The following is a 25,873-nucleotide window of genomic DNA, read 5'->3' on the forward strand; positions in this document are numbered from 1 at the left end:
TTTATGGTAGTTTTTGCACAATACTACTTAAAATATATCGAGTTAACGTAGTTTAAGAGTAGTATTTCACAAACAATGCGTAAAGGCAAGTCATTTGATTTAGATGTAGATGGATATAAGACCGTGCCAAGAATCCGATGCTGAATTAGTCAGTGCGCTATGGGATGAGGTGTAGGCTGTTGACTTTGTGGGTTTTTAAGTGATATTATTCATACAATGATGATGTCGCTTTTTCTAAAGAAAGTAAACCGTGAAAAAGCCAAACAAGAAGGTAAACGTCTTGTAGTCGAAAACTTATTACAAGTTCGTTTTGGTTCATTAGATAAAGAACTTCAAGCAATTATTGAATCAGTATTAGCATTACTCCCTGAAGAATTTACTCCATTGCTCATGCAATTGTCACGGGAGGAATTGATTGCTAAATTTGGCAGACACTGAATAATTTTTCCGGTTAGACCTAAAACTAAAGTTTTGATACATCTTTAGGCAAGCTTGAACTGCCTTCTCTTGTAAATTGGTTTATAGCGATCGCCACTGTCAATCTAACCAGGACTACGGCTAAAGCTCGTAGTTCAAATAGTGTATACTTTTCAAATTTCAAGAAAATTTTTTACTTAATATAGTTCTGTTTAGCCATAGATTTAGAGTATTTTCAAATAATTAAGGCTATAATTACCTGTATGAATTTTTATTTTATTTAAATAAAATACTTGAAATACTATTAGTAAAAAATAAATTACTTAATTGGATTATAAAACAGAACATAAGGTACATAGAAAATATGTATATAATTTATCCTGCTTAATTATCTAATAATTTATATTCTAAAAATCTCAAAAAAATACTTGATTTCACACATTATTAGCTATACTAATATTTAGATAGGCTAACACTAGCCAAAGAATTATAGTGTTTATCGTCTGAGTGAGTTACATCTGGTTGCAGTGAGGGGCTAGAGGCGAAGATGTACCTCATACAATTAAGGACTGCCATAACAGGTATTTCTGAAAATACAGGATGCATCAGAGGAGTTGCTTGTTTTATCTGAAATGCTAGTGCATCAATTGCTGTTTTTTGTAATTTCTCAGAAATCAGTCTCAATAACTTCACCTACCACCATCTATAAAGATGAGTGGGGACTAGGCAGCAAAATTGGTAAGTAAGAAAAATAGGAGATAGAGAAAGAATAATACTCCTAACTCTTCATTCTTGGCTGTTTTGTACTTATTTTTAGCACGAGGAAAAGCATGAAAAACACTCAAGTAACAATTAACGAACCCCTTAGCGAAACAGGTTGCAAATCTAACCATAAACAGCTTAATGGTCAGAAAAAACTCACTTGCACAAAACCACCACAACCAGGTGCAACCCAAGGAAATTGCCCTTTTGATGGAGCAATGGTTTCTGTCGGAGCTATTACTGATGCTGTTCATTTAGTACATGGTGCTGTTTCTTGTACTCACAATCCTTGGGCAACTCATGGTAGCCTCTCTTCAGGCTCACAATTATACCAAACTGCTTTTACTACTGACTTTAGTGAAGGTAATATTGTTTTTGGTGGAGAAAAGAAACTGTACAAAGCGATTGTGGATGTTGCTCAACGCTATCATCCTGCCGCTATTTTTGTTTATGCTACTTGTCTGTCTGCTTTGATTGGCGATGATATTGATAGTGTCTGCCAACTTGCTACACAACAAGTTAATATCCCAGTTATCTATGTAAATGCGCCTGGATTTCTTGGTAGTAAAAATTTAGGAAATCGCATCGGTAATGAAACTTTATTGAATGCTGTCATTGGTACAGCCGAACCTGAATTTACCACACCATTCGATATTAATATTGTTGGCGACTATAATGTTGCAGGTGAAACGTGGAATATCTTACCATTATTCCAAAAAACGGGAATTCGCGTTCTTTCTAAAATTACAGGTGATGCTCGTTATCAAGAAGTTTGCTATGCCCATCGCGCCAAATTAAATGTAGTGCTTTGCTCAAATGTAGCTATACAAATGGCGCAAACTATGGCGGAACGCTATGGAATTCCTTATATTGAAGAATCGTTCTATGGTGCGACCAACTTAAACGATTGCTTGCGGAATGTTGCGACCAAATTAAGTATATCCTTGGGAGATAGTGTTATTGCCTCTGAACTGCAAGAACGTACAGAAAAGTTAATTGCTCAAGAAAATGCTGCTCTAGATATTGCTTTAGCTCCTTACCTTGCTGATTTAAAAGGTAAACGGATTATTCTTTCTACTGGTGGTGTGAAAAGTTGGTCGCTTATTTTAGCAGCCCAAGATTTGGGAATGGAAGTTATTGCAGCTACGGATGGCAAAACAACAGAAGAGGAGAAAGCTAAAATTCAACAATATCTTGGTGCAGATGCAATGCTTTTGTCTGACACAACTCCCCAGGCATTATTAAAGGTATTACACCAAACAAAAGCTGATGTGTTGATTACTGGGGCTGGAAATAAATATACAGCACTCAAAACGGGAATTCCTTTTTTAGACATTAACCATGAACGTCACCATGCTTATGCTGGTTATGCAGGTTTGGTGGTACTAGCACGCGAACTACATGAAGCCTTGTATAGTCCTATATGGGAGCAAATTAGCAAACCTGCTCCTTGGGATGAAAAAATCAGCTATCAGCTATAGGCGCAACTTTCTTCTGCCAAGCTGATATAATTTATCGTCTTCCACTACACTTTTAAGGTGTGGTGGAAGATGCTTGTTTTCCAAATATCTGCTTTGTTGTACAAAGAGAAGCGACTTGTTTACCGAGCAATCCAACGGCTTACTGCTGGCAATTGTGCAGAGAACCAGAGCGCACCTAAAATAATCAGACTACCACAGACAATCAAGGCATTAGTCGCACCAAAATTATCTGCCAAAGTCCCAGCTAACAAATTCCCAAAGGGCATTGTACCCACCATTGCTAGGGCGTAAAAACTCATTACCCGTCCGCGCTTATCCTCGGTAACTAGAGTTTGAATAATCATATTACTACTGGTAATGTTGAGGATAGAAAAGCAGCCTACAAATACCAGAATGATTATAGATAGCCAAACTTGACGCGAGAGTGAAAAGAATATCAAACTCATCCCAATCAATACTTGAGCGACTACAATCAAACGCTCTAAGCCTACAATCCCTCGTCTGACACTTAGATACAAACAAGCAAACAACGAGCCAATCGGTGCTGAAGTGCTGAGGTGAGCCATCGTTGTTGCGTTTCCATTGAGAATCTTTGCTGCAAAAACAGGCATGAGCGCGACATGAGACATCCCGGCGAAACCATGTAACGCTAGCATTAATAAAATTACTCTAATAGGCTGGAATTTCCAGACATATTCAAAGCCCTCTCGCAATTTTTCCAAAGTATCGCTAATGCCCGTAAGGGGTTGCATCTGTCTGGCTGGCAGCCGCATCGCTAGCAAGGTAAATATGGCAGGAATATAGCTGAGGGTATCGTAAAGAAAACAATATTTTACCCCTAGTGTAGCAATCAAAATCCCGCCCATAGCAGGCCCCACGACAAGAGAGGAACTTAACATTACTGAATTCAAGGCGATCGCATTACTCCAATCAGCGTGATCGTCTACAGTTTCGGTGACGATTGTATGGCGCACGGGCATATCTAATCCCTTGAGCAAACCATTGAAAGCACTCAGTACTAAGAGGATAGGAAAGGTAATCCAATTGGTAAAGGTGAGAATCGTTAAAGCCAGGGAAACGCTAATTCCCAATATCTGCACCACTATTAACAAGTCACGCCGACTCCAGCGATCGGACAATATGCCCGAAAAGGGAATCAGTAATAAGGTAGGTAAAAATTGTACAAACCCTGCAACACCCAACAACCAAGGCGATTTAGTCAAATCGTATACCAGCCAAGGAATAGTTAACTGCTGGGTCATAAATGTTCCAGACATTGATAGTAACTGTCCCCCGAAAAATAGGCGAAAGTTACGCCAGCGCAAGGCGGGTAAGTAGTGGTAAGTGATATTACTGATGCTTTCCCCTAGTTGTCTATTCCAAATTTTCATGAGGAAAATTTTATTATGGTCTACTAATAATTAGATTAACTAATAATTATCAAATAATCACGTAGTTTACTGCCCAAGCATCGCTGATCTGTCTGAGCTAAGGCTTTTGCACATTGACATCGAATCACTATAGAAGAGGATTTGTCTGAAAAACATAGGAAATTACTATTTAGCTACTGCATACTACGATAAATCTATCGGAATAATGTATGATAATTTCAGTTATACTCCCAGCATTGGAATGTTGCTATCAGAGTATCGGCAAAATTCCCAAGGAAATAGGCGAGTGTGAACACCTCCTGATAGATCAAACTCTGGAGAATCCTAATGGGCTACAAACATATAGAAGTTAAACAGGTAGCTGGTTTCATCGGTGCAGAAATCGGCGGCGTAGACCTTTCCCGCTCTCTTTCTGAGGATCAAGTCCAAGAAATTCGCAAAGCGCTATTAAAATGGAAAGTCTTGTTCTTTCGTGGTCAGAACATCGATCATGCTGCCCAGGTCGAGTTCACATCTCGTTTTGGCGAAGTGACTTTCGCCCATCCCTTGGGAGAGCCTGAACCAGTTCCGGGATTTCCCCAGATCAAACCTGTAGACCGTAGACTCTATGAAAAGCAATATGGTTTTCGCACTGGCGGCCCTTGGCACACAGATGTAACGGCAGCGATTAACCCACCAGCAGCGTCAATTTTACGCGCAGTTAATGTCCCTAGTTTCGGTGGTGACACCCAGTGGAGTAATCTCGTTGCTGCTTATGAGGGACTCTCAGCACCCTTGCGATCGCTAGCTGATACATTAAAAGCGGAACATCGCTTCAATGGAGGCGGTTATCAACCCCGCAACAATAAATTCGACGAGCGCATTGCTGTCAATCCCTTGGTTTCTATTCACCCAGTCGTCAGAGTTCATCCTCAGACTGGTGAACGTGCCTTGTTCGTAAACCCTGGCTTCGTCTCCCGCATTGTTGATGTGTCACCAGAAGAGAGCAGACTGTTGTTAGAGTTGTTCTTTAACCAAGTTACCAAACCTGCCTATACCACCCGTTTCCGTTGGAACAACGGTGATATCGCCTTCTGGGACAACCGCGCCACCGTGCATTTGGCTCCTCAAGATTTGGATCATTTAGATGTTGAACGTCTCCTCTATCGCACCACCATCACAGGCGATGTTCCAGTAGGAGTTGATGGTTCACGTTCAGAAGTGGTTCAAGGTGAAGCTTTCAGCGCTGAAGTACCAAGCGTCTTCAAGCAGAAAGCTGAGTTTAAGGAAGCACAACCAGTTCTTTCCTAAAGCTGAATTATAAGTCATGAGTGCTGAGTAAATTAAAAAGTACTCAGTACTTATGAACGCAGACATTAACCCCTTGTAGAGCAACAAGGGTAACTTTTGCATGACCAGTTGATCGTATAGTCCTAAATCTAAGGAGATCCGATTATGACATTCACGGCAAGCCGGATTGATATTACACCCACCGAAGCGGCTCTTGGTGCAGTGATTACCGGATTCGATGTTAATTCTGTAGAACCAGAGGTAATTCTACAACTCAAACAGGCATGGCGCGTAGCTTGCGGGGAGACAAAATGGTTTAGAATGCTTATATTGTAAAGAGTGTAGCAATTTGTGGTAAAAGAAAAAGAGTCTTCATTCGCAACAAGCTCCATTTAATGATAATGTTACCAGAATTCTACGAGACAAACCTCAAGCGAGAATTGGGACGTGCAGAATATTTATTACTAAAAATCCTGATAAATTTATTACAATCTATTAAAACTGTTAGCATTGAAGCATTGGCTACTGCTTTACCTATCCCCATATTTTTTGAAAGTAGAAGAAATAAAGTTCAAAGATTTTTATCTTTAAATTACATAAATATTGAAGAAATTTGGTTCCCGATTATTAAAAGCTGGTTAGAGATATATTTTCCCTTAAATGAAGTTATTTATTTAGTAATTGACCGAACTAATTGGGGGTGTATTAATCTGTTAATGATTAGTGTAGTTTGGGATAAAAGGTCTATTCCGATATATTTTGAGTTGTTAGACAAATTAGGTTCGAGTAATTTTGATGAGCAAAAAGCTGTTTTCAATAAAGCATTACCCATTTTTAATAATTATAAAACTGTTGTATTAGCAGATAGAGAGTTTTGCTCTGTGAAACTAGCTAACTGGCTCACAGAGAAGAAAGTGTACTTTTGCTTACGTCTAAAAAAAGATGCATTTATAGAGGTAGAACCTGAAGTTTGGCTGCAATTAAAAGATTCAGGTTTATCGCCTGGAGTTTCTTTCTTTTATCAAGGTATTAAATATACAAAAACTACAGGATTTATCAGTTTCAATCTTGCGGCTAAATGGAAACGGAAACGCTTTGGAGTTGCGCCAGAGGAAGGTTGGTTTATCCTGAATAATTTAGATGATTTAGATTCAACGATTATTGCTTATAAACAACGTTTTGATATTGAAGAGATGTTTAGAGATTTTAAGAGTGGTGGTTATAATTTGGAAGATACTAATGTATCAGGACAACGGCTAATTTCCCTAATATTATTAATCTCGCTTGCCTATACAAGCGCAACAATATCTGGTCAAAAAATTAAACGTATGGGTGTTCAAAAATATGTCGGTCGAATTAAAGAATCTGGGCGGATTGTTCGACGACATAGTAGTTTTTATATTGGTCTTTATGGCGACAATTGGGTTAATTTCATGGAAAATTCTTATGAGTTAGTCACCGAATTATTGAGATTAAGTCCTAATAAGCGTAAGTACTACCAACAAGGAGAGAAGGCTATGAGGCTTATCCTATCTGCATCCTAGCCCTTTTTGTCGCCCCGCAAGCAGAAGAACAGGCTTGGGAAAAAGCCAGAAATATTTTAGGACGGATTCAAGAACAACGAGGAGGTGCAAAAGTCGCTCCTCCAGCTAGACCACAGGCGGTAGGATCGCAAAGGTTACTGGATTTCGCAGCTAAAAGCGAAATCTACGATAAGCGTTTATGGACACCGATCGCTGCTGCTACTGGTGCTGCTGGCAATACAACTGCGCTAGTAGAAACACCTGAACAAGTTGCAGAAGCTTTAGTTGATTACTATGACGCAGGTGTAACTACCCTGTTAATCCGGGGCTTCGATCCGCTACAAGATGCCATTGATTATGGGCGCGAAGTTATTCCTTTAGTGCGGAAAGAAGTAGCAAAACGAGAACGCCAAGCTGTTGCAGTTGGAAGATAGCGATCGTGGTACAAACATCTACTAGAACTGTTGAATTAATTACAGACCGCACTAGCAAAGTTGAGTGCGATCGCAGCAAAGCCAATAGATTAGTTATCTACCAAATTTGAACGATGATCCTTAGCCATCACCCCGGTTCGATTGTCGGTAGCGATCGCTTTCTGGCTCCGACAGATTTTGCCAACAGCCCCCTCTCCCAAGCGTTGAAACAGCCTGTATTGCTGGGTTTATTTTTGCCCATCCAAGCAGGTGGTTGGAGTGCCTCCACACTACCACGCACTACAGACTGGAGCTTTGAATATAATAAGGCTCTAGTGCTGCAAGCCGAAGCGCTGGGGTTTGATTTGATATTTGCGTTGTCACAGTGGTTGCCCAAAGGTGGCTATGGCGGCGTGTTCAACGGCCAAGCCCTGGATACATGAAGCATATTTGTGTGATTTTTGATTTGGACGGAACGTTAGTTGATAGCGAGCGGCTTTGTAACCAAGCTTTTATTGATTTGCTACCTTTTATCAACGACTCCGTTGAAAGTCTGATTCGTCGATATCGTGGCAGAAAGCTAGCTTTAATCTTAGCGGACATAGAAATGAAGTATGGCGAAAAGCTGCCCAGAGATTTTGAGGCAACATATCGTCACCGAGTAGATGAATTATTTGAATTTTACTTGCAACCAATCACAGGCGTTCCAGAGATGCTAAAAACTCTGGAATATCCTGTTTGTGTTGCCTCAAGTGCGCCAATAGCCAAAATTCGCAAGGCTTTAAATGTAACTGGTCTGTCGCATTACTTTGGCGATCGCTTGTTTAGTTCTTATGATATTGGCTCGTGGAAACCCGATCCCGGTTTATTTTTATACGCAGCAAATAGAATGGGATTCTCGCCTGAATATTGTGTTGTCATTGAGGATAGCGATGTGGGAATTGAAGCTGCATATTCAGCAGGAATTTATGCTTTGAAATATTCTAGAGAGGAGGAAGTAGAGAAACAAGTCAATGTATTTTCTAACATGAAATATCTTGTAAAACTGCTCGATAAAATTTCTTTGATGAAATGCGATTACTCATAATTCAATACAATTCAATAAAGGTTCATTGTAGTAGTACTTCAGCTTTCAAAGGTTGAGTTCAACAAATATAAAAAATCCCCAAACAATAAAAAACTCCACCCACAGATCGGAGTTTTTATTAGAGGTTGTTTGAAAAGTGGTATGTTGTAATTTTTATCGAATTATTACCCCCCTTAATCCCCCCTTATAAAGGGGGGAAATCAGAAAATCCGGTTCCCTCCCCTTTATAAGGGGAGGATTAGGGTGGGGTAAAAAATATTTGATACATCAATTATGACTTTTCAAACATCCTCTCAGGGTCAGTAGTCAGTAGTCAAGCCAGATTCAGTTGTCTTTAGATTTTTTTACGAATCAGATATCAATTCTCATGCTATATCATGTCAGCCAAAAAAGTTCTTGACTTATTTTTCTCTAAGAGGTAAGTTATCAATATCGCAATAAATACGGTAACTCTATCGATATAAAGTATATATTAACTTCAAACAAGGTAAAGTTTTTCAAATTAGTTTACACTGATGGTAATTTTTGATGAAAAATTGCTAGATTTTCGACTATTATTACGTCATAAATTTACACAGTAAATGTTTTAGAAATATTTAGTCTGAATTTTAATTTATTTTTGTTAGCAGTCACCACCACTGTGTTAAAGAAAGTTTTTTTAGTAATGTTATTAATTACAGGAGTAGCAATGGCATTCATCATTTCTCCTGCTTTTGCCGCTACCGTAAATTCCTGTCCATCAGAAATGGTAATGATTCCCGGTGGGACATTCACAATGGGATCGAATAATTCTGGTTTGATAGAAGAACTATCAGCTCAAGAGGTAAGAGTTAGTTCCTTTTGTATCGATAAATATGAAGTGACAAATGCACAGTTTGCGGCATTTGTTAAAGCTACAGGGTATGTGACAGTTGCAGAGCGCCCTTTATCAAAAGAAGAGTTTCCCGACTTGCCAGATGAGCAGAGATTACCAGGTTCCTTGGTGTTTGAAATCGCAAAACCAGGGGCAAAACAACTGAGTTGGTGGCATTGGCAGACTGGGGCGAATTGGCGACATCCATTTGGAAGAGAAAGTGCAATCGCACATCAAGATAATTATCCAGTCGTTCATATTGCCTACGAAGATGCTGTAGCTTACGCTCAATGGGCAGGAAAATCCTTACCCACCGAAACCCAGTGGGAATACGCCGCCCGTGGTGGGTTAGATGCTGCAACTTATGCCTGGGGCAACCAGTACTCTGAGAAAAAAGCTAACACCTGGCAAGGAATTTTTCCCTTTTTCAATACCAAAAGTGATGGTTACGTGGGTATTGCCCCGGTTGGTTCTTTTCCGCCAAATGGTTATGGTCTGTATGACATCACAGGTAATGTCTGGGAATTGACCTCCGATTGGTTTCGTCCAGGACACAACCAAAAAAACCACAGTGTCAACCCAAAAGGCCCAGAACAAAGTTTTGACCCCAACAAACCCACCGAAAACGCTCTACACGTAATCAAAGGTGGCTCTTATTTGTGTGCGATCAACTATTGCAGCCGCTTCCGCCCAGCAGCGCGAGAATCTCAAGCCCCCGACACGGGAACTACCCATATCGGATTTCGCTTAGTGAAAAACCTGACTATAGAAAGGATGAAGAATGAAGTTTGAATCCAAGCCCTGGAATTTGTTTCCAGAAATTGCAAAGGCGATCGCTTTATCTTTGCTCATCACTTTGTTGATGGTCAATGGCCCCGCCCTAGCAGCTACATCCCAAGTTTTACCCGTTCCTCTGCCAGAGTTCAAAGGTAAAATCGGCCTCACCTACAAAGAATCACAACCAGACTTTCCCCAACCCATAACCGCCCCAGCCAAAGCACCCAATGTCTTGCTAGCGATCCTAGATGATGTGGGCTTTGGACAAGCGGGTACTTTTGGCGGCCCGGTGGACACTCCAAATTTGACGCGCCTAGCCGAAAGAGGATTACGCTACAACCAATTCCACACCACAGCCCTGTGTTCGCCTACCAGGGCAGCTTTGTTAACTGGACGCAATCACCATTCAGTTAATACAGGGGTTGTTGAGGAATTAGCTACAGGTTATCCTGGCTACACAACAATTTTGCCTAAGAGTGCCGCCACCGTTGCTGAAATACTACGACAAAATGGCTATAACACAGCAGCTTTCGGTAAATGGCACAACACCCCAGACTATGAAACGAGTGCCGCAGGGCCTTTCGATCGCTGGCCTACAGGGTTAGGATTTGAGTACTTTTACGGCTTTCTTGGCGGTGATACTAATCAGTGGAGTCCTGCCTTAGTAGAAAATACTAGGCGAGTAGAGAAACCAACCAATAAGCCAGATTATCACCTGACTCCTGATTTAGTAGACCATGCGATCGCCTGGATTCGCAACCAAAAATCCATTGCTCCTGAAAAACCCTTTTTCGCCTATCTCGCCACTGGGGCTACCCATGCACCCCACCACGCCCCCAAAGCTTGGATTGACAAGTACAAAGGCAAATTTGACCAAGGCTGGGATAAATTACGCGAAGAAATCTTTGCCCGTCAAAAACAACTGGGTGTGATTCCAGCCAATGCCCAACTCACTCCTCGCCCCCAAGAACTACCAGCATGGGATTCCCTCACAGCAGAACAGCAAAAACTCTATGCCCACATGGCTGAAGTATTTGCTGGATTTTTAGGTCATACAGATTATGAAGTAGGAAGGCTGATTGATGCCGTTGACCAACTTGGTGAACTGGATAACACCCTAGTCATTTATATTGTTGGAGACAACGGTGCTAGTGCAGAAGGCGGTTTAACAGGCAGCGTCAACGAACTCCAAGTCTTCAACGGTGTACCCGAAAATCTGCAACAACTGCTAGCTGCTTATGATGACTTGGGTAGTCCCAGAACATTTAACCATTTTCCGGCGGCTTGGGCATGGGCAGTCAACACTCCCTTCCAATGGACAAAGCAAATCGCCTCTCACTTTGGCGGAACTCGTAACCCCTTAGTGATTTCTTTGGGCACAAATATTAAAGACCAAGGTGGCATTCGTAGCCAATTCCATCATGTAATTGATATTGCACCCACCATTTTAGAAGTAGCGGGAATTACTGCTCCTAAAGAAGTGAATGGTGTTAAGCAACAACCAATTGAAGGTACTAGCCTTGTTTATACCTTCGATCGCCCTGATGCTCCCTCTCATCGTCAAACTCAGTATTTCGAGATGTTGGGCAACCGAGCCATTTACGATGAAGGTTGGGTAGCGGCAGCGCGTCACGGTCGCTTACCTTGGGAACGAACTGTCAAAGGGAACTTTGATACAGATGAGTGGGAACTGTACAACATTACAGAAGATTTTAGCGAAGCGAACAACCTAGCAAAGGAAAACCCAGACAAGTTAGAAAAACTGCAAAAGTTGTTTTTAAAGGAAGCCCGCAAGCACCAAGTATTACCACTAGACGATCGCATCGCTGAAAGATTTGATGTTAAAATTCGCCCCAGCTTCACCAGAGGACGCACAACTTTCACCTACTATCCAGGTACAGTTGGCATTCCAGAAGGTAGCGCCCCAAACCTGAAAAATAAATCCTTCAGCATCACAGCTAATGTAGAAATTCCTGAAAGTGGGGCAGAGGGTGTCCTGTTGACCCAAGGGGGACGCTTTGCTGGTTGGAGTTTTTTCCTTGAGGATGGCAAGCCTACCTATGCCTACAACTACGCCAATACTGCCCGCTACATCATCCAATCAAGAGAAAAATTGCCCTCTGGTAAATCTACACTTCGTTTCAACTTTGATTATGACGGTGGCGCTGTAGGTGCAGGTGGAATCGGCAAACTATTCATCAATGACCAACAGGTAGCCGAAGGACGTGTGGAAAAAACCATTGCTTACCGTTTAGCCCTAGATGAAACATTTGATGTTGGCAGAGATACAGGTACTCCCGTTGTTGATACTTATCAAGTACCGTTTGCCTTTACTGGTAACTTACAGCAAATCAGCCTGGAGTTGAAGTAATTAAGATTGGGGCATTGGGCATTGGGCATTGGGCATGGGGCATGGGGCATTGGGCATTGGGGAGATAAGCTTGAGTGTTGAAACTTCGAACTTGAACACTAAGCCTTCGAGCTTGAGCATTAAGCCTTAAACCTTGAACATTAAGCCTTAAACCTTGAACACTAAGCCTTCGAGCTTGAGCATTAAGCCTTCGAGCTTGAGCATTAAGCCTTAAACCTTGAACATTAAGCCTTGAACCTTGAACATTAAGCCTTAAACCTTGAACATTAAGCCTTAAAGCTTAAACATTAAGTCTTTGAACTCGAAACTTTCAACTTTAAATTTCCCCCATGCCCCATGCCCAATGCCCAATGCCCAATGCCCAATAACCTTCATCAATCATGAATGAAATTTTAGTAGTAATCGATAAACTTTCACTTTTCACATTTATTGTTTGCACTATGTTGGGTGCAGGTTTAGGTTTAACGGTACAACAGATTTGGAAACCACTCCGCAGCCCTCGACTCGTCATCTTGTCTTTACTAACAAATTTTGTATTGGTGCCAGTTTTTGTTTATCTGCTAGTACAAGTAGTACCTTTAAGCAAACCACTCAGAGATGGTTTACTAATTATGGCACTAGCATCAGGCCCGCCAGCTTTGCCTAAACTTGCTCAAATAGTCAAGGGGAATATAGCTTTTTCTGTGGGATTAATGATGTTGCTGATGCTGGGTACTATTTTCTATATGCCGATTGTACTACCTTTAGTAGTGCAAGGTGTGCAAATTAACTCTTGGGACATTGCCAAACCCTTGTTGTTGCTGATGGTTAGTCCGTTAGTGATGGGATTATTTATCAAAGCCAAATTTGCTGCGATCGCTCCCATTATCCAGCCAATTTTATTCAAATTATCTAGTTATGGATTACTTTTCGGTTTAGTAGTCAGACTCTTCATTCACACCAACGATATCATTAGCTTATTAAAAACAGGTGCAATCTTTGTTTGTGCGATCTTTATTATATTCTCCTTTAGCGTCGGTTATCTTTTAGGTGGCCCTGACATTGATACTCAAAGAGTACTAGGAGTCGGAACAGCCCAACGCAATTTTGCCGCAGCATTATTAGTCGCTACGAGTAATTTTGACGATCCCAGCGTAGTCAGCATCATCATGGTGACAAGTCTATTAATGATGATGATAGTTCTCATTGCTGGGCCAAAGTTTATAGAAATAGACCAAGCAACAGATGCACAGATCAAACAGGTAGAGGTGTAAACTTGGCATTTTCCCCAGCAAGCTATCAAGAAAAATTGAGGAACCTAAAATGCTGATTTATTAGCAATAAAATTACTATATAAATCCAGTTTTATTTGTGAAATTATTTGTGTAGTAGATAGGCAAGAAGCAAAAGTTACCAGGAGCAGGATTCTAAAAGATCAAGTGTACCGATTTTTGAAAAAGATTAGGAGAAAATGCCCGTTTTTTCAAAACTTAACATCTAGTGTTCGCTAGCTGTTGAACTTTGTTGTTAGTAGCAAAATTCAACATTTTACGATGAGATATTGCGGAACGCACCATGCACTTGTCGATTACCACTCATTACTACTACTGTTTGCTTGATCGCATTAACTCGCCATTCTCGATCGACTCGAACCAACTGATGAAGGTAGTTTCCTGGCGTATCAAACCGATCTTGTCCAGCTTCAAGTTTAGGATCAACTCTATAAATGCAATACGCTGATTTACAAGAAGCTACATTTTCTTTGATTGTTACCTCATGATTCGTGCTGATATGCAAAGTCCGTAATCCTGACAATGCATCAACTCGTTGTTGTACATATTCTTCTGCGGTCACTTGTCGAGGTATTTCACCTCAAAAGTCTAAATAATCAATCTCAATTTCATTTGCTAGATAGCCTCGAACTTTTTGCCAATTATTTTCATCCAGTGCTCATTCTGGCAACAGTAAGCCTTTTTCAGTACGTAATCTACAACTTGTTTAAATTTAGGTTAATAAAAGGTTATGTAATTTTAGAAGCTACCTTATAATACCTTTAAACTACAGTAAACCGCGCGGAATACCGCATTTATTACATAAGGGGGAAAATTTTGAGTATCAAAAAACACTATAGATACATAACGAAGCCAGCTCACTCTTGTATTGTCAAGCTTTGGGAAGCTATAAGACACTGGTGGTTTATATCCTTCTTTTTGGTGGGAATCAGCTTAAGTCTAGTCATGACGGCTTGCTCTGGTGTTAACGTTGATAAGACTGGTGATACTAAGGCCACTTCTGTTGATAATGTCAAGCTAACGTTTGTTTCCTATTCGGTGACAAAAGACGCATACGAGCAGATCATTCCCAAATTCGTAGATAAGTGGAAAAAAGAGCATAACCAAAATCTGACTTTTACTCAAAGTTATGATGGGTCTGGTTCTCAAACCCTAAATGTAATTGATGGTTTAGAGGCTGACGTAGTACACCTATCACTAGCCCTTGACGTTGAGAAACTTGTTCAAAAAGGTTTTATTCAACCCGCCTGGGAAAAAGAAGCTCCAAATAATGCAATTGTCACCCAATCTGTAGTTGCAATTGCCACTCGTGAAGGGAATCCCAAAAATATTAAAACTTGGTCAGATTTGGCACGCCCTGGTGTGAGTGTAATAACAGCGAACCCGAAAACATCAGGTGGTGCGCGCTGGAATTTTCTGAGTTTGTGGGGTTTCGCCACAAAAACTAGCAATAATGAGATTCAGGCATTAGATTTTATTTCCAAGGTCTATAAAAATGTACCCTTGCAGCCCAAGACTGCTCACAATGCCAGCGAATTGTTCTTTAAACAACGTCAGAGTGATGTCTTACTCAATTATGAAAACGAAATGATCCTATCAAAACAAAAGGGCGAAAAGTTTTCGTATGTTGTCCCTGATGTCAATATCTCTATTGAAAATCCTATTGCTGTAGTAGATAAAAATGTTGAACAACACGCTACTCGAAAAGTTGCAGAAGCATTTGTCCAATATCTCTACACTCCAGAGGTACAAAGAGAATTTGCCAAAATAGGGTTTCGTCCTGTTGATACTGCGATCGCAAAACAACTCAGTAGCGATTTTCCTCAAATTAAAACTTTGTTGAAAGTTGAGGATTTAGGAGGCTGGAACAGTATTGGGCAGAAATTTTTTAGTGAAGGTGCTATTTTTGACAAAATTCAAGCTCAGAAACCCTTAAGCTAAATTGCTGAAATTTTTCGACTCTAAATTTGAGGACTCTGGACTATGAGTCATACTAAAAAAAGGCTCATAATTCCAGCACCAGGACTACCTGAACTTATAGCTAGTATTTTTTCTGTTACCTCGATTTGTTGGTCTTTGAGGACAGAAATAACCTCCTCATCAGTTAACCTTTGGAAAGGTATGATTTGACACCTACTCTTGATAGTGGGTAATAGCTTTTGAGGATAGGACGAGATCAGGATATTGGTTCTTCCAGCGTCTTGAGAAGTTTGTTGGCGGCGGTAGGGTTGAGCATATCTGCTTCGTGGATAATCACCACCTTTTGCTTGGCCTTGACTGCACTAGTTGACAGAAATTCAATTACTTCGCGTACCTGCTCTACTCGAATAGACTGCTTTATTTCTCTATGAAACTCCTCTATTTTCCAACGAATTTTACACACCTTTTGTGCAACATCCGTAGAGCTTTGAGATAAATCGTTGGTTGCGACATAATCCGTTCTATCGGTAGAGATAGTAAATTTCATCCTTAACCGATTTTTCGACGCACCCGCTACTTATTCTCTCATAAAATTTTTATTGGAATCTACTTTATTAGTTACTATCAACAATTCCAAAAAGGGCTGATTTTAAAACACCTTTTTATCGTACTAAAGTACCAGTAAGTAGCGATCGCCTGTGCCAGTTGCGTAAGTCCTGAGCAGCTAGGCGTTAGTCAAAAGTAGTGGTTTTTGTTATTGCCATAACTGACTAATTAACCACAGATACTTCTGACAATTTGTAGAAACTCCCGTAAAACAGGTGTCATATCCTCTTGTCGCCACACTACAGCCGTTTCTACTAATGGTGTTTTTTCTTCTAAAGTGCGATAAACTACACCAGCCCTTTGAAGATTTTGCAAAGAAGACGGTACGATCGCAATCCCCATTCCCGCTGACACCAGCCCGATGATTGTTTGCATTTGGATTGCTTCCTGAGTCACTTTTGGACTGAAATTTCCTTGCTGACAAAGACTCAGGATTTGATCGTAAAGTCCGGGGCCCAAATGGCGGGGGAACATAATAAAATTTTCGTCTTTTATTGATCGCACTGAAATATTTTCTTGTCTGGCTAAGAAATGAGTTTCTAGCAAAGCTACAATTAGTCCTTCTTGCTGAATGCATTCTTGATTGAAAGTGTTGTCTTCTAAAGGTGGATGAGCAAAGCCTACATGGATGTGGCGATTCTGTAGTGCTTCTTCTTGCTGAGTTGTCGTTAATTCCTGCAACACTAACTCCACCTCTGGAAACTGTTCTCGAAACCGCCGCAAAATCACAGGCAGCAAATCGTAAGTTACCAAGCTGGTGAAACCTACTCGTAGTTGTCCTTTCTCACCCCTACCTGTCCGTTGAGTCAGATCAATTGCCTTGGATAGTTGAGCAAACAATTGATAAGCTTCTTGCAAAAATACTTGTCCGGCTTCCGTTAGCTGCACCTGTCGTTTAGTTTTGCGTTGAAAAAGTTCTACCCCTAGTTCCGCTTCTAGCTGCTGAATTTGTTGGCTTAAGGGCGGTTGAGCGATGTGAAGTCGCTCTGCGGCTTTACTAAAGTGTAGTTCTTCAGCTACCGCAATGAAGTAGCGCAGGTGTCGCAGTTCCATAGTTTTGATATTTTATAAGTCTTAAATATCTATAAATATATATTGGACATATTAAAAATTGCTACATATCATACTCATATATGCAAGTCAGAGGATGATCTAACTATGTCGGAGAATTTGAGAAGCCAAATTGTCACGCAAGGGGTGCAGCGATCGCCAAATCGAGCTATGCTGCGTGCAGTTGGTTTTAAAGATGAAGATTTCAACAAAGCCATTGTCGGCATTGCTAACGGTTACAGTACGATCACTCCCTGTAATATGGGGATAAATCTACTGGCGCAACGGGCAGAAGTTGGAATTAAAACCGCCGGGGCGATGCCGCAAATGTTCGGCACGATTACCATTAGCGATGGGATTTCGATGGGAACTGAAGGGATGAAATATTCCCTCGTGTCGCGGGAAGTTATCGCCGATTCCATAGAAACTGCCTGTACTGGACAAAGTATGGATGGTGTGCTAGCGATTGGTGGCTGTGATAAGAATATGCCAGGGGCAATGCTAGCGATCGCTCGGATGAATATCCCCGCTATCTTTGTCTACGGTGGTACAATTAAACCCGGTCACTACAACGGACGCGATTTGACTGTTGTCAGTTCTTTTGAAGCTGTTGGTCAATACAGTGCTGGAAAAATTGACGAAAAGGAATTATTAGAAGTTGAAGGTCGGGCTTGTCCTGGTGCTGGTTCCTGTGGGGGAATGTTCACAGCTAACACCATGTCTTCAGCATTTGAAGCGTTGGGAATGAGTTTACCCTATTCCTCAACAATGGCGGCGGAAGATGCCGAAAAAGCCGACAGCACGGAAAAATCGGCATCTGTGCTAGTCGAAGCTATCCGTAAACAAATCTTGCCCCGCCAAATTATCACCCGCAAATCTATAGAGAATGCCATCTCTGTGATCATGGCGGTAGGTGGTTCGACAAATGCAGTGCTGCACTTTTTAGCGATCGCCCGCGCCGCTGAAGTAGATTTAACTATAGACGACTTTGAAACAATCCGCGCCCGTGTTCCCGTTTTGTGTGATTTAAAACCAAGTGGTAAATATGTCGCTACAGATTTGCACAAAGCTGGTGGCATTCCGCAAGTCATGAAAATGCTACTTGCACATGATTTACTACATGGGGATAGCATTACTATCAGCGGTCAAACCATTGCAGAGATATTAGCAGACATCCCCGAAGAACCATCTGCCAATCAAGATGTGATTCGGACTTGGAATAACCCGATGTATCCTCAAGGACATTTAGCCATCCTCAGAGGTAATCTGGCAACGGAAGGGGCTGTCGCCAAAATTACCGGGGTGAAGAAACCAGTAATTACCGGCCCCGCACGGGTATTTGAATCGGAAGAAGCCTCTTTAGCTGCAATTTTGGCGGGTAAAATTCAAGCTGGTGATATTCTCATAATCCGCTACGAAGGGCCTAAGGGCGGCCCTGGAATGCGAGAAATGTTGGCTCCCACTTCGGCAATTATCGGTGCTGGTTTGGGTGATGCAGTGGGATTAATTACCGACGGACGCTTTTCTGGTGGTACTTATGGCATGGTAGTTGGTCATGTTGCTCCAGAAGCAGCAGTGGGTGGTGCGATCGCGCTTGTAGAAGAAGGCGATAGCATTACTATTGATGCACCCGCTCGTTTATTGCAGTTGAATATATCCGAAGAAGAATTGGCCCGTCGTCGTGCAAACTGGCAACCTCCTGCACCACGTTACACTAAAGGCGTGTTGGCGAAGTATGCCAAGTTGGTATCTTCTAGCAGTCTTGGGGCTGTGACAGATTTAGACTTGTTCAATAACTAGTTATTAAAGTTTTGAGAAGTGAGGAGCCAGAATAAAGATGCCTCCTGGCTCTCTACTTCAGGCTAGATTCAGCGCTATTGACAAGCTTCTTTAGATTTAAAGAAGGGCAAATGCTTTTGGCGTTAATGAGATTTTTCCTTTAGTACTATAAGTGTTTACCTGACTTTTCACGGGATGTGGAAAAGAAATATGGTTCGCGATTAATAATCGCGAACCAATCAAATGAATTGAAGATGATCTGTGCTGTTTAATGTAAGGTGCTGGTAGTTAAAAAATTTTGGGTGTAATGAAATTACTAGAAGCAAACCCGTACCGTAATTGTGATTTAGGTGACAAGCGCTTGACCGACAGAGCAGTGTTAATTGCGGAGGCTTTAAAAGTAAAATATGGTCATCCGCTATCAGAAATATTTCAAAGCGCTAGTGACCTCAAACGCGGTTACGAATTTTTTTCTAACCCTAAAGCTACTTTTAACAAATTGACTCAACCATCTTTTAAACAGACGGCACAAGAGATTTATGGCATACCAATAGTATTAGCGGTAGGAGATACTACTTATCTGGATTATAAAAAAATCTTAGAAAAAAGAGATGATTATGGACCTACAGGTAATGGTGGGAACGGGCTAATTTTACATAGTTCTATAGCTTTAGACCCAGATTTTGGTCAACCATTAGGACTATTATGGGAAAAATTGTGGCATCGACAGCACAAAGCATCTCCACCACCAGGGGAAACATCTACGACAAAAAAAAAGCGTTTAAAAAAAGAACGTTTAATCGCGAAGAATAGAGCTTTTAAAGAGAAAGAATCTTATCGATGGGTTGAAGCTTTTCAAAAAGTCAACAAATTATTTAAAGGTTTAGAAATGCCTGATGGTGGACTACTCACAAGAGTGATTCATGTCTTTGACCATGAAGGAGATATTGCAGAAGTATTCGCACTTCAACGTAAAAATAAAAATACAGGTGTACTTGTCAGAGCCGCTCACAATCGTTGTTTATCAGGAGAAAACTCTTATTTATGGGAGTATGTAACATCCCAAAAAGTTCAGTTTATCAAAGAGGTTAAATTACCTGAAACTAAAAAGCGAAAAGAAAGAACTGCGACTTTAGAAATCAGGTATTGTCCAGTCTCAATAAATGCTCCATCTCGGTTAAAAAAATCAGGCAATTTTAACGTTTACGCGCTCTTTGCAACAGAGATTAATGTGCCAGACGGATGTGAGCCAGTTACGTGGATGCTAATGACAAGTGAGTTAGTTTCGACACAACAAGATGCGGAACAAATTCTCCGATGGTATACGTATCGCTGGCGGATAGAAGAGTATCACAAAATACTAAAATCTGGCTGTAAAGCGGAAAGTTATCGCTTGGCAGGTGAGAGTATGTCAACAATGTTGGGTTTCTTAACAGTTATTGCAGCACAATTACTGCGAATGACTTATTTACATCGTAATTCTCCGCACAGTTCGGCAGAATTAGTGTTAACAAAAATACAAATGGATGTGCTACTTGCTAGTACTCCATCCAAACAAAAAAAGCCCCTAGAGCTTACAGTTGATTGGGCAATTAGAGCAATTGCACGTCTAGGGGGATACTTAGAACACAGGAAAAATAGCCCTATTGGGATACAAGTTTTGTGGCGAGGTTGGTTGGAATTAGAAATCTTGTGCCAAGGTTGGTTGCTACATGAAAATCTAAAATGAATATATTGATTTTAGTTACTCAACAAAGTTATAGAGGAATATGGTTCGCGACAAGCAGTCGCGAATCGCGTTATTTGATTTTATGCCGAAAGACCGGAAAACTATAGCCCAAGAGGATTTACAATCGCGTATAGACAAAGTTATCGACATGTTGGAGCGTCTTGAACTTGAAGTCGCTGCCATACACAATTCAATGCCTATTGCGCCACCTAGTTGTAGGATAGCTCGTTAACAAGCATTGGGACGTAAAGAATTTTATTGGTACTATAAACTACATGCTACAACACCAATATTTCCAACTCGGAGTGATGGCAAGCTTTCCAAGTACAAGCATTTAGGTAAGGCTGGTAGTCTTGCCTACATAGATGCCATTGAACAAATTACTGCAAGGACTAAAATTGAAGCTTTAGATCGTTCGATTGAGACTCTCAAACAGGGTTTAAAAGATTTAGTCGAAGAAACCTCCAAATATAATAAAGAATAGCAAGTGGTTCGCGATAGTCTATCGCGAACCACTCTTTCTTTTCCACATCCCGTGAAAAGTCAGAAGTGTTTACAAGCTGCTTTAAACGTTCAACAGCATTGTCCTGAAAGATGAAATAGTTAGCTTGGTTACTGATAATCAGCGATAGCTCAGTTGCCCATTGCTCATAGTTAGAACTACCAATAATACCGATAGAAGACTGAATATAATTAACAAGAATGCTGTCATTGAGACCAAAGCCACCTTCACCCCAGATGCAAGCACATTGCAGCAAATACTCGTAGTCCGCGAATACTTGAAACTGGGGATTCCATCTAGGAGCATTGCTTCGGTAGTGGACGAAACCATTGCTGTCGAATATCTCTTGTTGCCATAGAAGCTGCTGTAAGGAGCAGCAATTGCTAGGCGAAACAAACGGCTTTCCTTGGCGAATAACACTACCATTACGGATGACATCGCGGCGGCGCTGCTGTCTTGCCATGCTGTATCGGACATTGGGATGTTGTTCAAAGTACTGCCGCATTGAGGCAACGAATTCAGGAGCAATGCTATTGTCATCGTCCAGGTATGAAACAATGTCACCACCAGCTGCATCTAGTCCCAGGTTACGAGCGTAGCACAAGCCAAAGCCACTGCTCGGTAATGGGTGTTCCATTTCAATGTAACTGATGGGAAAATCAGCTTTTGCCCTAATGCTATTGATGATATCTTTGGTATCAGGATTAGCGCCATCATTGATGACGATCCACTCGAAATTGCGGTCAGTTTGACTTTGAATGCTTGGCAGTGCAGTAGATGCCAGCTGCATAGGCCTATTGTAGGTTGCAGTAATGATTGATAGTTTCAAAACTCTATACCTCTATCAGTTGATTGCGTTATCGAGGATGTTGGAGGCAGAGGGCAGGATAGCGCAGCGTTAGCGAGTCCGCGAGCGTCGGCAGGAGGAAAACTGCCCGACGCTCCTCTCCTGAGCTACCGCTACGCTATCTGTAACAGCCCGCGACCATAGGGTCTTGGGTTTAAGACAAGAACTCCAAAAATTCTAGTTTTGTGGCTCTTTTTCATGAGGGGTTTGAATCTAGGGTGTTGACTCTGTACCATTTAGCCCGTAAGACTTCATGCAAAAAATAACACGAATAATTTTCCCAAAAATTCCCGAAAAATGCACAAAGTCAACAGCCTAGTTTGAATCCTATAAGTGAAAAAACCTCCTGCCTCCTTCAACGTACAATTACGTATATTAATTGCAAATAAAACTACTTCATACACAAATGTAAGTTTTAGCGTAGGCGTAGCCCGCCGAAGGCATCGCACCTTTTTTGTCTGACCTCACAAAATCGCGTTGCTCCCGTTTGCCTGAGATTGAGCAATCACCCGGCGCAAATGCTCTTGATGATCGTCACCCCATTTTCCCAACGCCTCGATCACCGGCAGTAAAGTTTCTCCAAACTCGGTTAATGTGTATTCAACCTTGGGGGGCAACTCGGCGTAAATCTTTTTGGAAATCAGCCCGTGTCCTTCCAGTTGATTCAACTGCACGTGCAACACCCTACGGGTTACTCCCGGAATCTTTCTTTCTAAGTCGCCGGGGCGCTTAATACCTTGCGAAATAAAATAGATGAGGTGGATTTTCCACTTACCGTACAAGACTTCCCTGACGAGATCGAGCCCGCAATTCAGTTCTATCGGAATCTTTCTTTTGTACATCATCGCCACATCCTAAGCTCGACTTTATCCATTTTAAAATGTCAAACTCTGGGAGTCCCCCAGCAGAGCTGGGGGGGTACTTAATGTACTAACGCATGAGTGATATTTGATACTTCTCAGACATCCCCTAACAAAATTCATTGTATCAAATTGTCATAGGGATAATTTTATCTCCTTTGGACTTCATTATCAGTATTTTCAGCCTGTTACCACTGCGCGATAATTTCAACATGAACACAAATACAAACATATTCAACATGAATACAAATACAAACATACGAATTGATTCCACCGAACTACTCGGCAAAAAAGTTTTGGTAACAGGCGGGACAAAAGGCATAGGCGAAGCGATCGCTACACGACTGAGGCAAGCCGGTGCAACGGTCATGACTACCGCTCGTTCAATTCCCGAAAACCTTCAATCGCCTGACCTGTTCATAGGGACTGATCTCAGCACACCCGATGGGGCGAACAAACTTGTGCAGGAAGTATTCGCTCGTTTCGGCAGTGTGGACATTTTAATTAACAATGTCGGCGGCTCCTCTGCGCCAAGTGGTGGCGCGCTTGCTCTGACAGATGGGGATTGGCAGCAGGCATTCAATGACAATTTATTCGCCACCGTCCGTTTGGATCGGGCATTTCTGCCCCGGATGCTTAAACAGAAGTCAGGTGTCATCATCCATATCTCGTCTATCCAGCGTCGGCTCCCACTTCACGACGCGACATTAGCGTATGCGGCGGCAAAAGCGGCGCTGACAACATACAGCAAAGGGCTGTCAAACGAAGTTGCCTCCTATGGGGTGCGTGTCAACACCGTTGCGCCCGGCTTCATCGAAACGAAGGCGGCTGAGAGACTCATCGAGACATTAGCTCAGAAGGCCGGCACTGACCTTGATGCTGAACGTCAAGGACTGATGGACTCACTCGGAGGAATCCCGATTGGACGACCGGGCCGCCCCGAAGAGGTCGCGGAGCTTGTCGCTTTTCTGGTGTCTGACCGCGCCTCTTACATCACAGGCGCTGAATATGTCATTGACGGAGGAACGATCCCGACCGTCTGATGCCCAAGCGAGAACAAATCAACATTACGAAATTTGGAGGTACTGATTCTTCACCTCCCAGCTAGGGTGTTGACTTTGGGTAAAAAAGCAATAAGAGAGCGCAGATATTACATTAGTAAGGTTAAACCAGGTTAAAGTTTAGAGTTTAAAAACATCTTAAACAACTAAAAATATTGCAAATTTGCAGAAATTACCCATCCAAATTACGTTTGGTCAACATATCAATAAAGAGAATGGACATGAGAAGATTTTGCCCAAAAGCTGTATAAGCACCGCTCCAATTCCAATTTTGAAATTCATCTGTGATTAACAGGACACAGCAAAAGCTAGTAAATAAAGTGAATATATACACTGGATAAAATAATTTATTTGGTATATCCTTCAACTCAGATTGCCCTTGTTAAAAAAGATGGATAAGGCATGAACTCGTAATCAAATGCAAGCGCCGTCGATAAAAGCCCTATTCGCAAGCGTCTTCCTTTGGGAAAAGGGCTTTCATTGCCACAATACTTGTCTCTTGCTACTAATGCTGACCTTGGACGCATATGCCTCTACTCAAGATTGTACTGAATTACCTGTAGCTGGAAGCGATAAGCTCTTCTTAAACCTTCTTCAAAGGATACGAAGACAGCTCCGGCTTGCTTCTTTGTTCGCAATAAGTACATAAAAATGTGAGAAAATTGACTTCGTAATTCATGCCAAATTTTAAATTGCTCAAAGTCAATTTTATGAAAAAGAACTATGTTCTCCTGACATACGCCTTATTGATTTGCACTGCTGCGCCTCAAAAAGCTCTAGCAGATGAGGTTTGGAAAACGGAAGAATATAAAGTGGTTTATCAAGAAGATCGTAATAAAACTGCCGTGTGGCGGTATGGTAGCGATGGAGTAATCTTCATTGATGGTTTAGCAGGAGTGTTTAATGACCGAGGTTCATACAATGGTTATTGGGTACAAAAGTCTTCATCGGTACGTTGCGATACCTATAGAGAAGGGGCAGATGGGAAACCTACCTATCATTGGGGCAGATTTAAAGTCACTTTCATTGATTCAAAATTCCCCTCCCGTTGGAAAGCTGATATTAGCCTTTGCGATCGCAATCCTGTGATGACTTTAAACGGTACACCTGTTACACAGTAATCACTATGTAATCAAGAAGTGTAGGTACGTCACCAGTACTGTCTGTTTGCCCCATATCCTCAATATTCTCAATATGAATATCGACCGATTGCAAGAACTTAAGCAAAAACTCACGAATGACGCAGACTTGTCCGATATCTGGCTATTTTATATGGATCATTTTGCGGATCATCTAGAATTCACTGACATGGGTGAGCCTGCCTATAATGAATATCTAGATGCTGTCCTCCAAAAAACTTGTCAGCAGATGTTTGACAGGGCAATAAAGATTAGTGACTGTTTGCTGATCTACATAGCTCCGTATCATTTTTTTCATGGAGCTTTTCAAATTGAAGGGCGTATTGGAGGTGTGATTTATTTCGAGGATGTCAAAATTGGGTTAATTGCAGTGTCGGCAGATTATCCTCCTACCGATGCGGTTAAGTATTCACGTTTTTCGGAGGTAATTCAACTGTCTGCTCCTAATGGCAACGATTACAATTGAGAGAAGCACAACTATAGATATTTCAAGAAGTACGTAAGCGTAGCCCGCACTTCTCTACGAGACGCTCTTGCTAGCTTGCTTCGACGTTCGCGTAGCGTCCTGTAGGGAAGCGGTACGGCAAGCTCAGTGACCACCGCAGGCACAGTATTTCTTGACAGGGCAGGCACAGTTTTCAATTCATGTTATTAGAACGAGGTTTTGTTGGGTTGCAACAAGACAAGACAATTTCTTAAGGGCAGTGACTATCACGAAAATACTCTACTGAGTTATTCACTTCACTAAACATAGACATCGCCAAT

The 25,873-nt window shown here is 41.6% G+C and carries 24 protein-coding genes and 2 pseudogenes; 17 read left to right on the forward strand and 9 right to left on the reverse strand.

The window, feature by feature from the left end:
* The first annotated feature begins 216 nt into the window (after window positions 1-216).
* Window positions 217-438, forward strand: a complete 222-nt coding sequence (locus RRG12_RS10065; RefSeq protein ID WP_069073973.1) for a hypothetical protein — start codon at window positions 217-219, stop codon at window positions 436-438.
* Window positions 439-870: 432 nt separating this feature from the next.
* On the opposite strand, the gene RRG12_RS10070 is transcribed toward RRG12_RS10065, so the two are convergent.
* The gene (locus tag RRG12_RS10070) at window positions 871-1,101 is read right to left on the reverse strand and encodes a hypothetical protein (protein WP_420759162.1); all 231 of its coding nucleotides are present in this window, start codon (window positions 1,099-1,101) and stop codon (window positions 871-873) included.
* Window positions 1,102-1,247: 146 nt separating this feature from the next.
* Here RRG12_RS10070 and nifE point away from each other — a divergent pair, with 146 nt between their 5' ends.
* Window positions 1,248-2,660 carry a nitrogenase iron-molybdenum cofactor biosynthesis protein NifE gene (gene nifE, locus RRG12_RS10075; protein ID WP_420759163.1) on the forward strand — a complete coding sequence of 471 codons (1,413 nt, stop codon included), beginning with the start codon at window positions 1,248-1,250 and terminating at the stop codon, window positions 2,658-2,660.
* A 119-nt stretch (window positions 2,661-2,779) separates the two neighbouring features.
* Here the strand turns inward: nifE and RRG12_RS10080 are convergent, their stop codons facing one another.
* Complete coding sequence (locus RRG12_RS10080) at window positions 2,780-4,051, reverse strand: MFS transporter (RefSeq protein WP_420759164.1); 1,272 nt, start codon at window positions 4,049-4,051, stop codon at window positions 2,780-2,782.
* 327 nt (window positions 4,052-4,378) lie between these two features.
* Here RRG12_RS10080 and RRG12_RS10085 point away from each other — a divergent pair, with 327 nt between their 5' ends.
* From RRG12_RS10085 to RRG12_RS10110, 6 genes are all read left to right on the forward strand, one after another.
* A complete protein-coding gene (locus RRG12_RS10085; protein ID WP_420759165.1) occupies window positions 4,379-5,341 on the forward strand; it encodes a TauD/TfdA dioxygenase family protein in 963 nt (320 codons plus the stop codon).
* A 144-nt stretch (window positions 5,342-5,485) separates the two neighbouring features.
* A complete protein-coding gene (locus RRG12_RS10090) occupies window positions 5,486-5,656 on the forward strand; it encodes a hypothetical protein (RefSeq protein WP_420759166.1) in 171 nt (56 codons plus the stop codon).
* A gap of 65 nt (window positions 5,657-5,721) precedes the next feature.
* The gene (locus RRG12_RS10095) at window positions 5,722-6,864 is read left to right on the forward strand and encodes an IS4 family transposase (protein ID WP_420759167.1); all 1,143 of its coding nucleotides are present in this window, start codon (window positions 5,722-5,724) and stop codon (window positions 6,862-6,864) included.
* Window positions 6,858-7,277 carry an LLM class flavin-dependent oxidoreductase gene (locus tag RRG12_RS10100; RefSeq protein ID WP_420759223.1) on the forward strand — a complete coding sequence of 140 codons (420 nt, stop codon included), beginning with the start codon at window positions 6,858-6,860 and terminating at the stop codon, window positions 7,275-7,277. Before RRG12_RS10095 ends, RRG12_RS10100 begins: the two co-directional genes overlap by 7 nt.
* A gap of 113 nt (window positions 7,278-7,390) precedes the next feature.
* Window positions 7,391-7,699 (forward strand): hypothetical protein, encoded by a 309-nt coding sequence (locus RRG12_RS10105; protein WP_420759168.1) that lies wholly within the window; start codon window positions 7,391-7,393, stop codon window positions 7,697-7,699.
* Window positions 7,696-8,343 carry an HAD-IA family hydrolase gene (locus RRG12_RS10110; RefSeq protein ID WP_420759169.1) on the forward strand — a complete coding sequence of 216 codons (648 nt, stop codon included), beginning with the start codon at window positions 7,696-7,698 and terminating at the stop codon, window positions 8,341-8,343. Before RRG12_RS10105 ends, RRG12_RS10110 begins: the two co-directional genes overlap by 4 nt.
* 570 nt (window positions 8,344-8,913) lie before the next feature.
* On the opposite strand, the gene RRG12_RS10115 is transcribed toward RRG12_RS10110, so the two are convergent.
* On the reverse strand, window positions 8,914-9,117 hold the full coding sequence (locus tag RRG12_RS10115; RefSeq protein ID WP_420759170.1) for a hypothetical protein: 204 nt from the start codon (window positions 9,115-9,117) through the stop codon (window positions 8,914-8,916).
* Window position 9,118: 1 nt separating this feature from the next.
* Between RRG12_RS10115 and RRG12_RS10120 the strand changes: the two genes are divergently transcribed.
* The 3 genes from RRG12_RS10120 to RRG12_RS10130 all read left to right on the forward strand — a co-directional run bounded on the left by RRG12_RS10120 (window position 9,119) and on the right by RRG12_RS10130 (window position 13,597).
* Window positions 9,119-9,988 carry a formylglycine-generating enzyme family protein gene (locus tag RRG12_RS10120; protein ID WP_420759171.1) on the forward strand — a complete coding sequence of 290 codons (870 nt, stop codon included), beginning with the start codon at window positions 9,119-9,121 and terminating at the stop codon, window positions 9,986-9,988.
* Window positions 9,978-12,344, forward strand: a complete 2,367-nt coding sequence (locus RRG12_RS10125) for an arylsulfatase (RefSeq protein ID WP_420759172.1) — start codon at window positions 9,978-9,980, stop codon at window positions 12,342-12,344. The genes RRG12_RS10120 and RRG12_RS10125 overlap by 11 nt, the downstream gene beginning before the upstream one ends.
* Before the next feature lie 380 nt (window positions 12,345-12,724).
* Window positions 12,725-13,597 carry a bile acid:sodium symporter family protein gene (locus RRG12_RS10130; RefSeq protein ID WP_420759173.1) on the forward strand — a complete coding sequence of 291 codons (873 nt, stop codon included), beginning with the start codon at window positions 12,725-12,727 and terminating at the stop codon, window positions 13,595-13,597.
* Window positions 13,598-13,871: 274 nt separating this feature from the next.
* Here the strand turns inward: RRG12_RS10130 and RRG12_RS10135 are convergent, their stop codons facing one another.
* Complete coding sequence (locus tag RRG12_RS10135; RefSeq protein WP_420759174.1) at window positions 13,872-14,177, reverse strand: hypothetical protein; 306 nt, start codon at window positions 14,175-14,177, stop codon at window positions 13,872-13,874.
* A gap of 383 nt (window positions 14,178-14,560) precedes the next feature.
* On the opposite strand from RRG12_RS10135, the gene RRG12_RS10140 reads away from it, so the two are divergent.
* Window positions 14,561-15,556, forward strand: coding sequence for a sulfate ABC transporter substrate-binding protein (locus tag RRG12_RS10140; RefSeq protein ID WP_420759175.1), 996 nt, complete (start codon window positions 14,561-14,563; stop codon window positions 15,554-15,556).
* 47 nt (window positions 15,557-15,603) lie between these two features.
* Here the strand turns inward: RRG12_RS10140 and RRG12_RS10145 are convergent.
* From RRG12_RS10145 to RRG12_RS10155, 3 genes and pseudogenes are all read right to left on the reverse strand, one after another.
* A pseudogene (locus RRG12_RS10145) lies at window positions 15,604-15,956 on the reverse strand (hypothetical protein).
* Window positions 15,933-16,070: pseudogene (locus RRG12_RS10150) on the reverse strand (IS701 family transposase); the annotation flags it as partial. The pseudogenes RRG12_RS10150 and RRG12_RS10145, both read right to left, overlap by 24 nt.
* 239 nt (window positions 16,071-16,309) lie before the next feature.
* On the reverse strand, window positions 16,310-17,194 hold the full coding sequence (locus RRG12_RS10155; RefSeq protein WP_420759176.1) for a LysR family transcriptional regulator: 885 nt from the start codon (window positions 17,192-17,194) through the stop codon (window positions 16,310-16,312).
* 105 nt (window positions 17,195-17,299) lie between these two features.
* Here RRG12_RS10155 and ilvD point away from each other — a divergent pair, with 105 nt between their 5' ends.
* Both ilvD and RRG12_RS10165 read left to right on the forward strand, forming a co-directional pair.
* A complete protein-coding gene (ilvD, locus tag RRG12_RS10160) occupies window positions 17,300-18,991 on the forward strand; it encodes a dihydroxy-acid dehydratase (protein ID WP_420759177.1) in 1,692 nt (563 codons plus the stop codon).
* 286 nt (window positions 18,992-19,277) lie between these two features.
* Window positions 19,278-20,699 carry an IS4 family transposase gene (locus RRG12_RS10165; RefSeq protein ID WP_420759178.1) on the forward strand — a complete coding sequence of 474 codons (1,422 nt, stop codon included), beginning with the start codon at window positions 19,278-19,280 and terminating at the stop codon, window positions 20,697-20,699.
* A gap of 428 nt (window positions 20,700-21,127) precedes the next feature.
* On the opposite strand, the gene RRG12_RS10170 is transcribed toward RRG12_RS10165, so the two are convergent.
* Entirely contained in the window at window positions 21,128-22,030 is a 903-nt protein-coding gene (locus RRG12_RS10170) for a glycosyltransferase family 2 protein (RefSeq protein WP_420759179.1), read from the reverse strand.
* A gap of 482 nt (window positions 22,031-22,512) precedes the next feature.
* Window positions 22,513-22,893, reverse strand: coding sequence for a winged helix-turn-helix transcriptional regulator (locus RRG12_RS10175; RefSeq protein ID WP_218107983.1), 381 nt, complete (start codon window positions 22,891-22,893; stop codon window positions 22,513-22,515).
* Between the two features lie 137 nt (window positions 22,894-23,030).
* On the opposite strand from RRG12_RS10175, the gene RRG12_RS10180 reads away from it, so the two are divergent.
* The 3 genes from RRG12_RS10180 to RRG12_RS10190 all read left to right on the forward strand — a co-directional run bounded on the left by RRG12_RS10180 (window position 23,031) and on the right by RRG12_RS10190 (window position 25,574).
* On the forward strand, window positions 23,031-23,951 hold the full coding sequence (locus RRG12_RS10180; RefSeq protein ID WP_420759180.1) for an SDR family oxidoreductase: 921 nt from the start codon (window positions 23,031-23,033) through the stop codon (window positions 23,949-23,951).
* Window positions 23,952-24,679: 728 nt separating this feature from the next.
* A complete protein-coding gene (locus tag RRG12_RS10185) occupies window positions 24,680-25,090 on the forward strand; it encodes a hypothetical protein (RefSeq protein ID WP_420759181.1) in 411 nt (136 codons plus the stop codon).
* Window positions 25,091-25,163: 73 nt separating this feature from the next.
* Window positions 25,164-25,574 (forward strand): hypothetical protein, encoded by a 411-nt coding sequence (locus tag RRG12_RS10190; protein ID WP_069072469.1) that lies wholly within the window; start codon window positions 25,164-25,166, stop codon window positions 25,572-25,574.
* Window positions 25,575-25,873 lie beyond the last annotated feature (299 nt).

Source organism: Nostoc sp. CALU 546 (assembly GCF_048836525.1).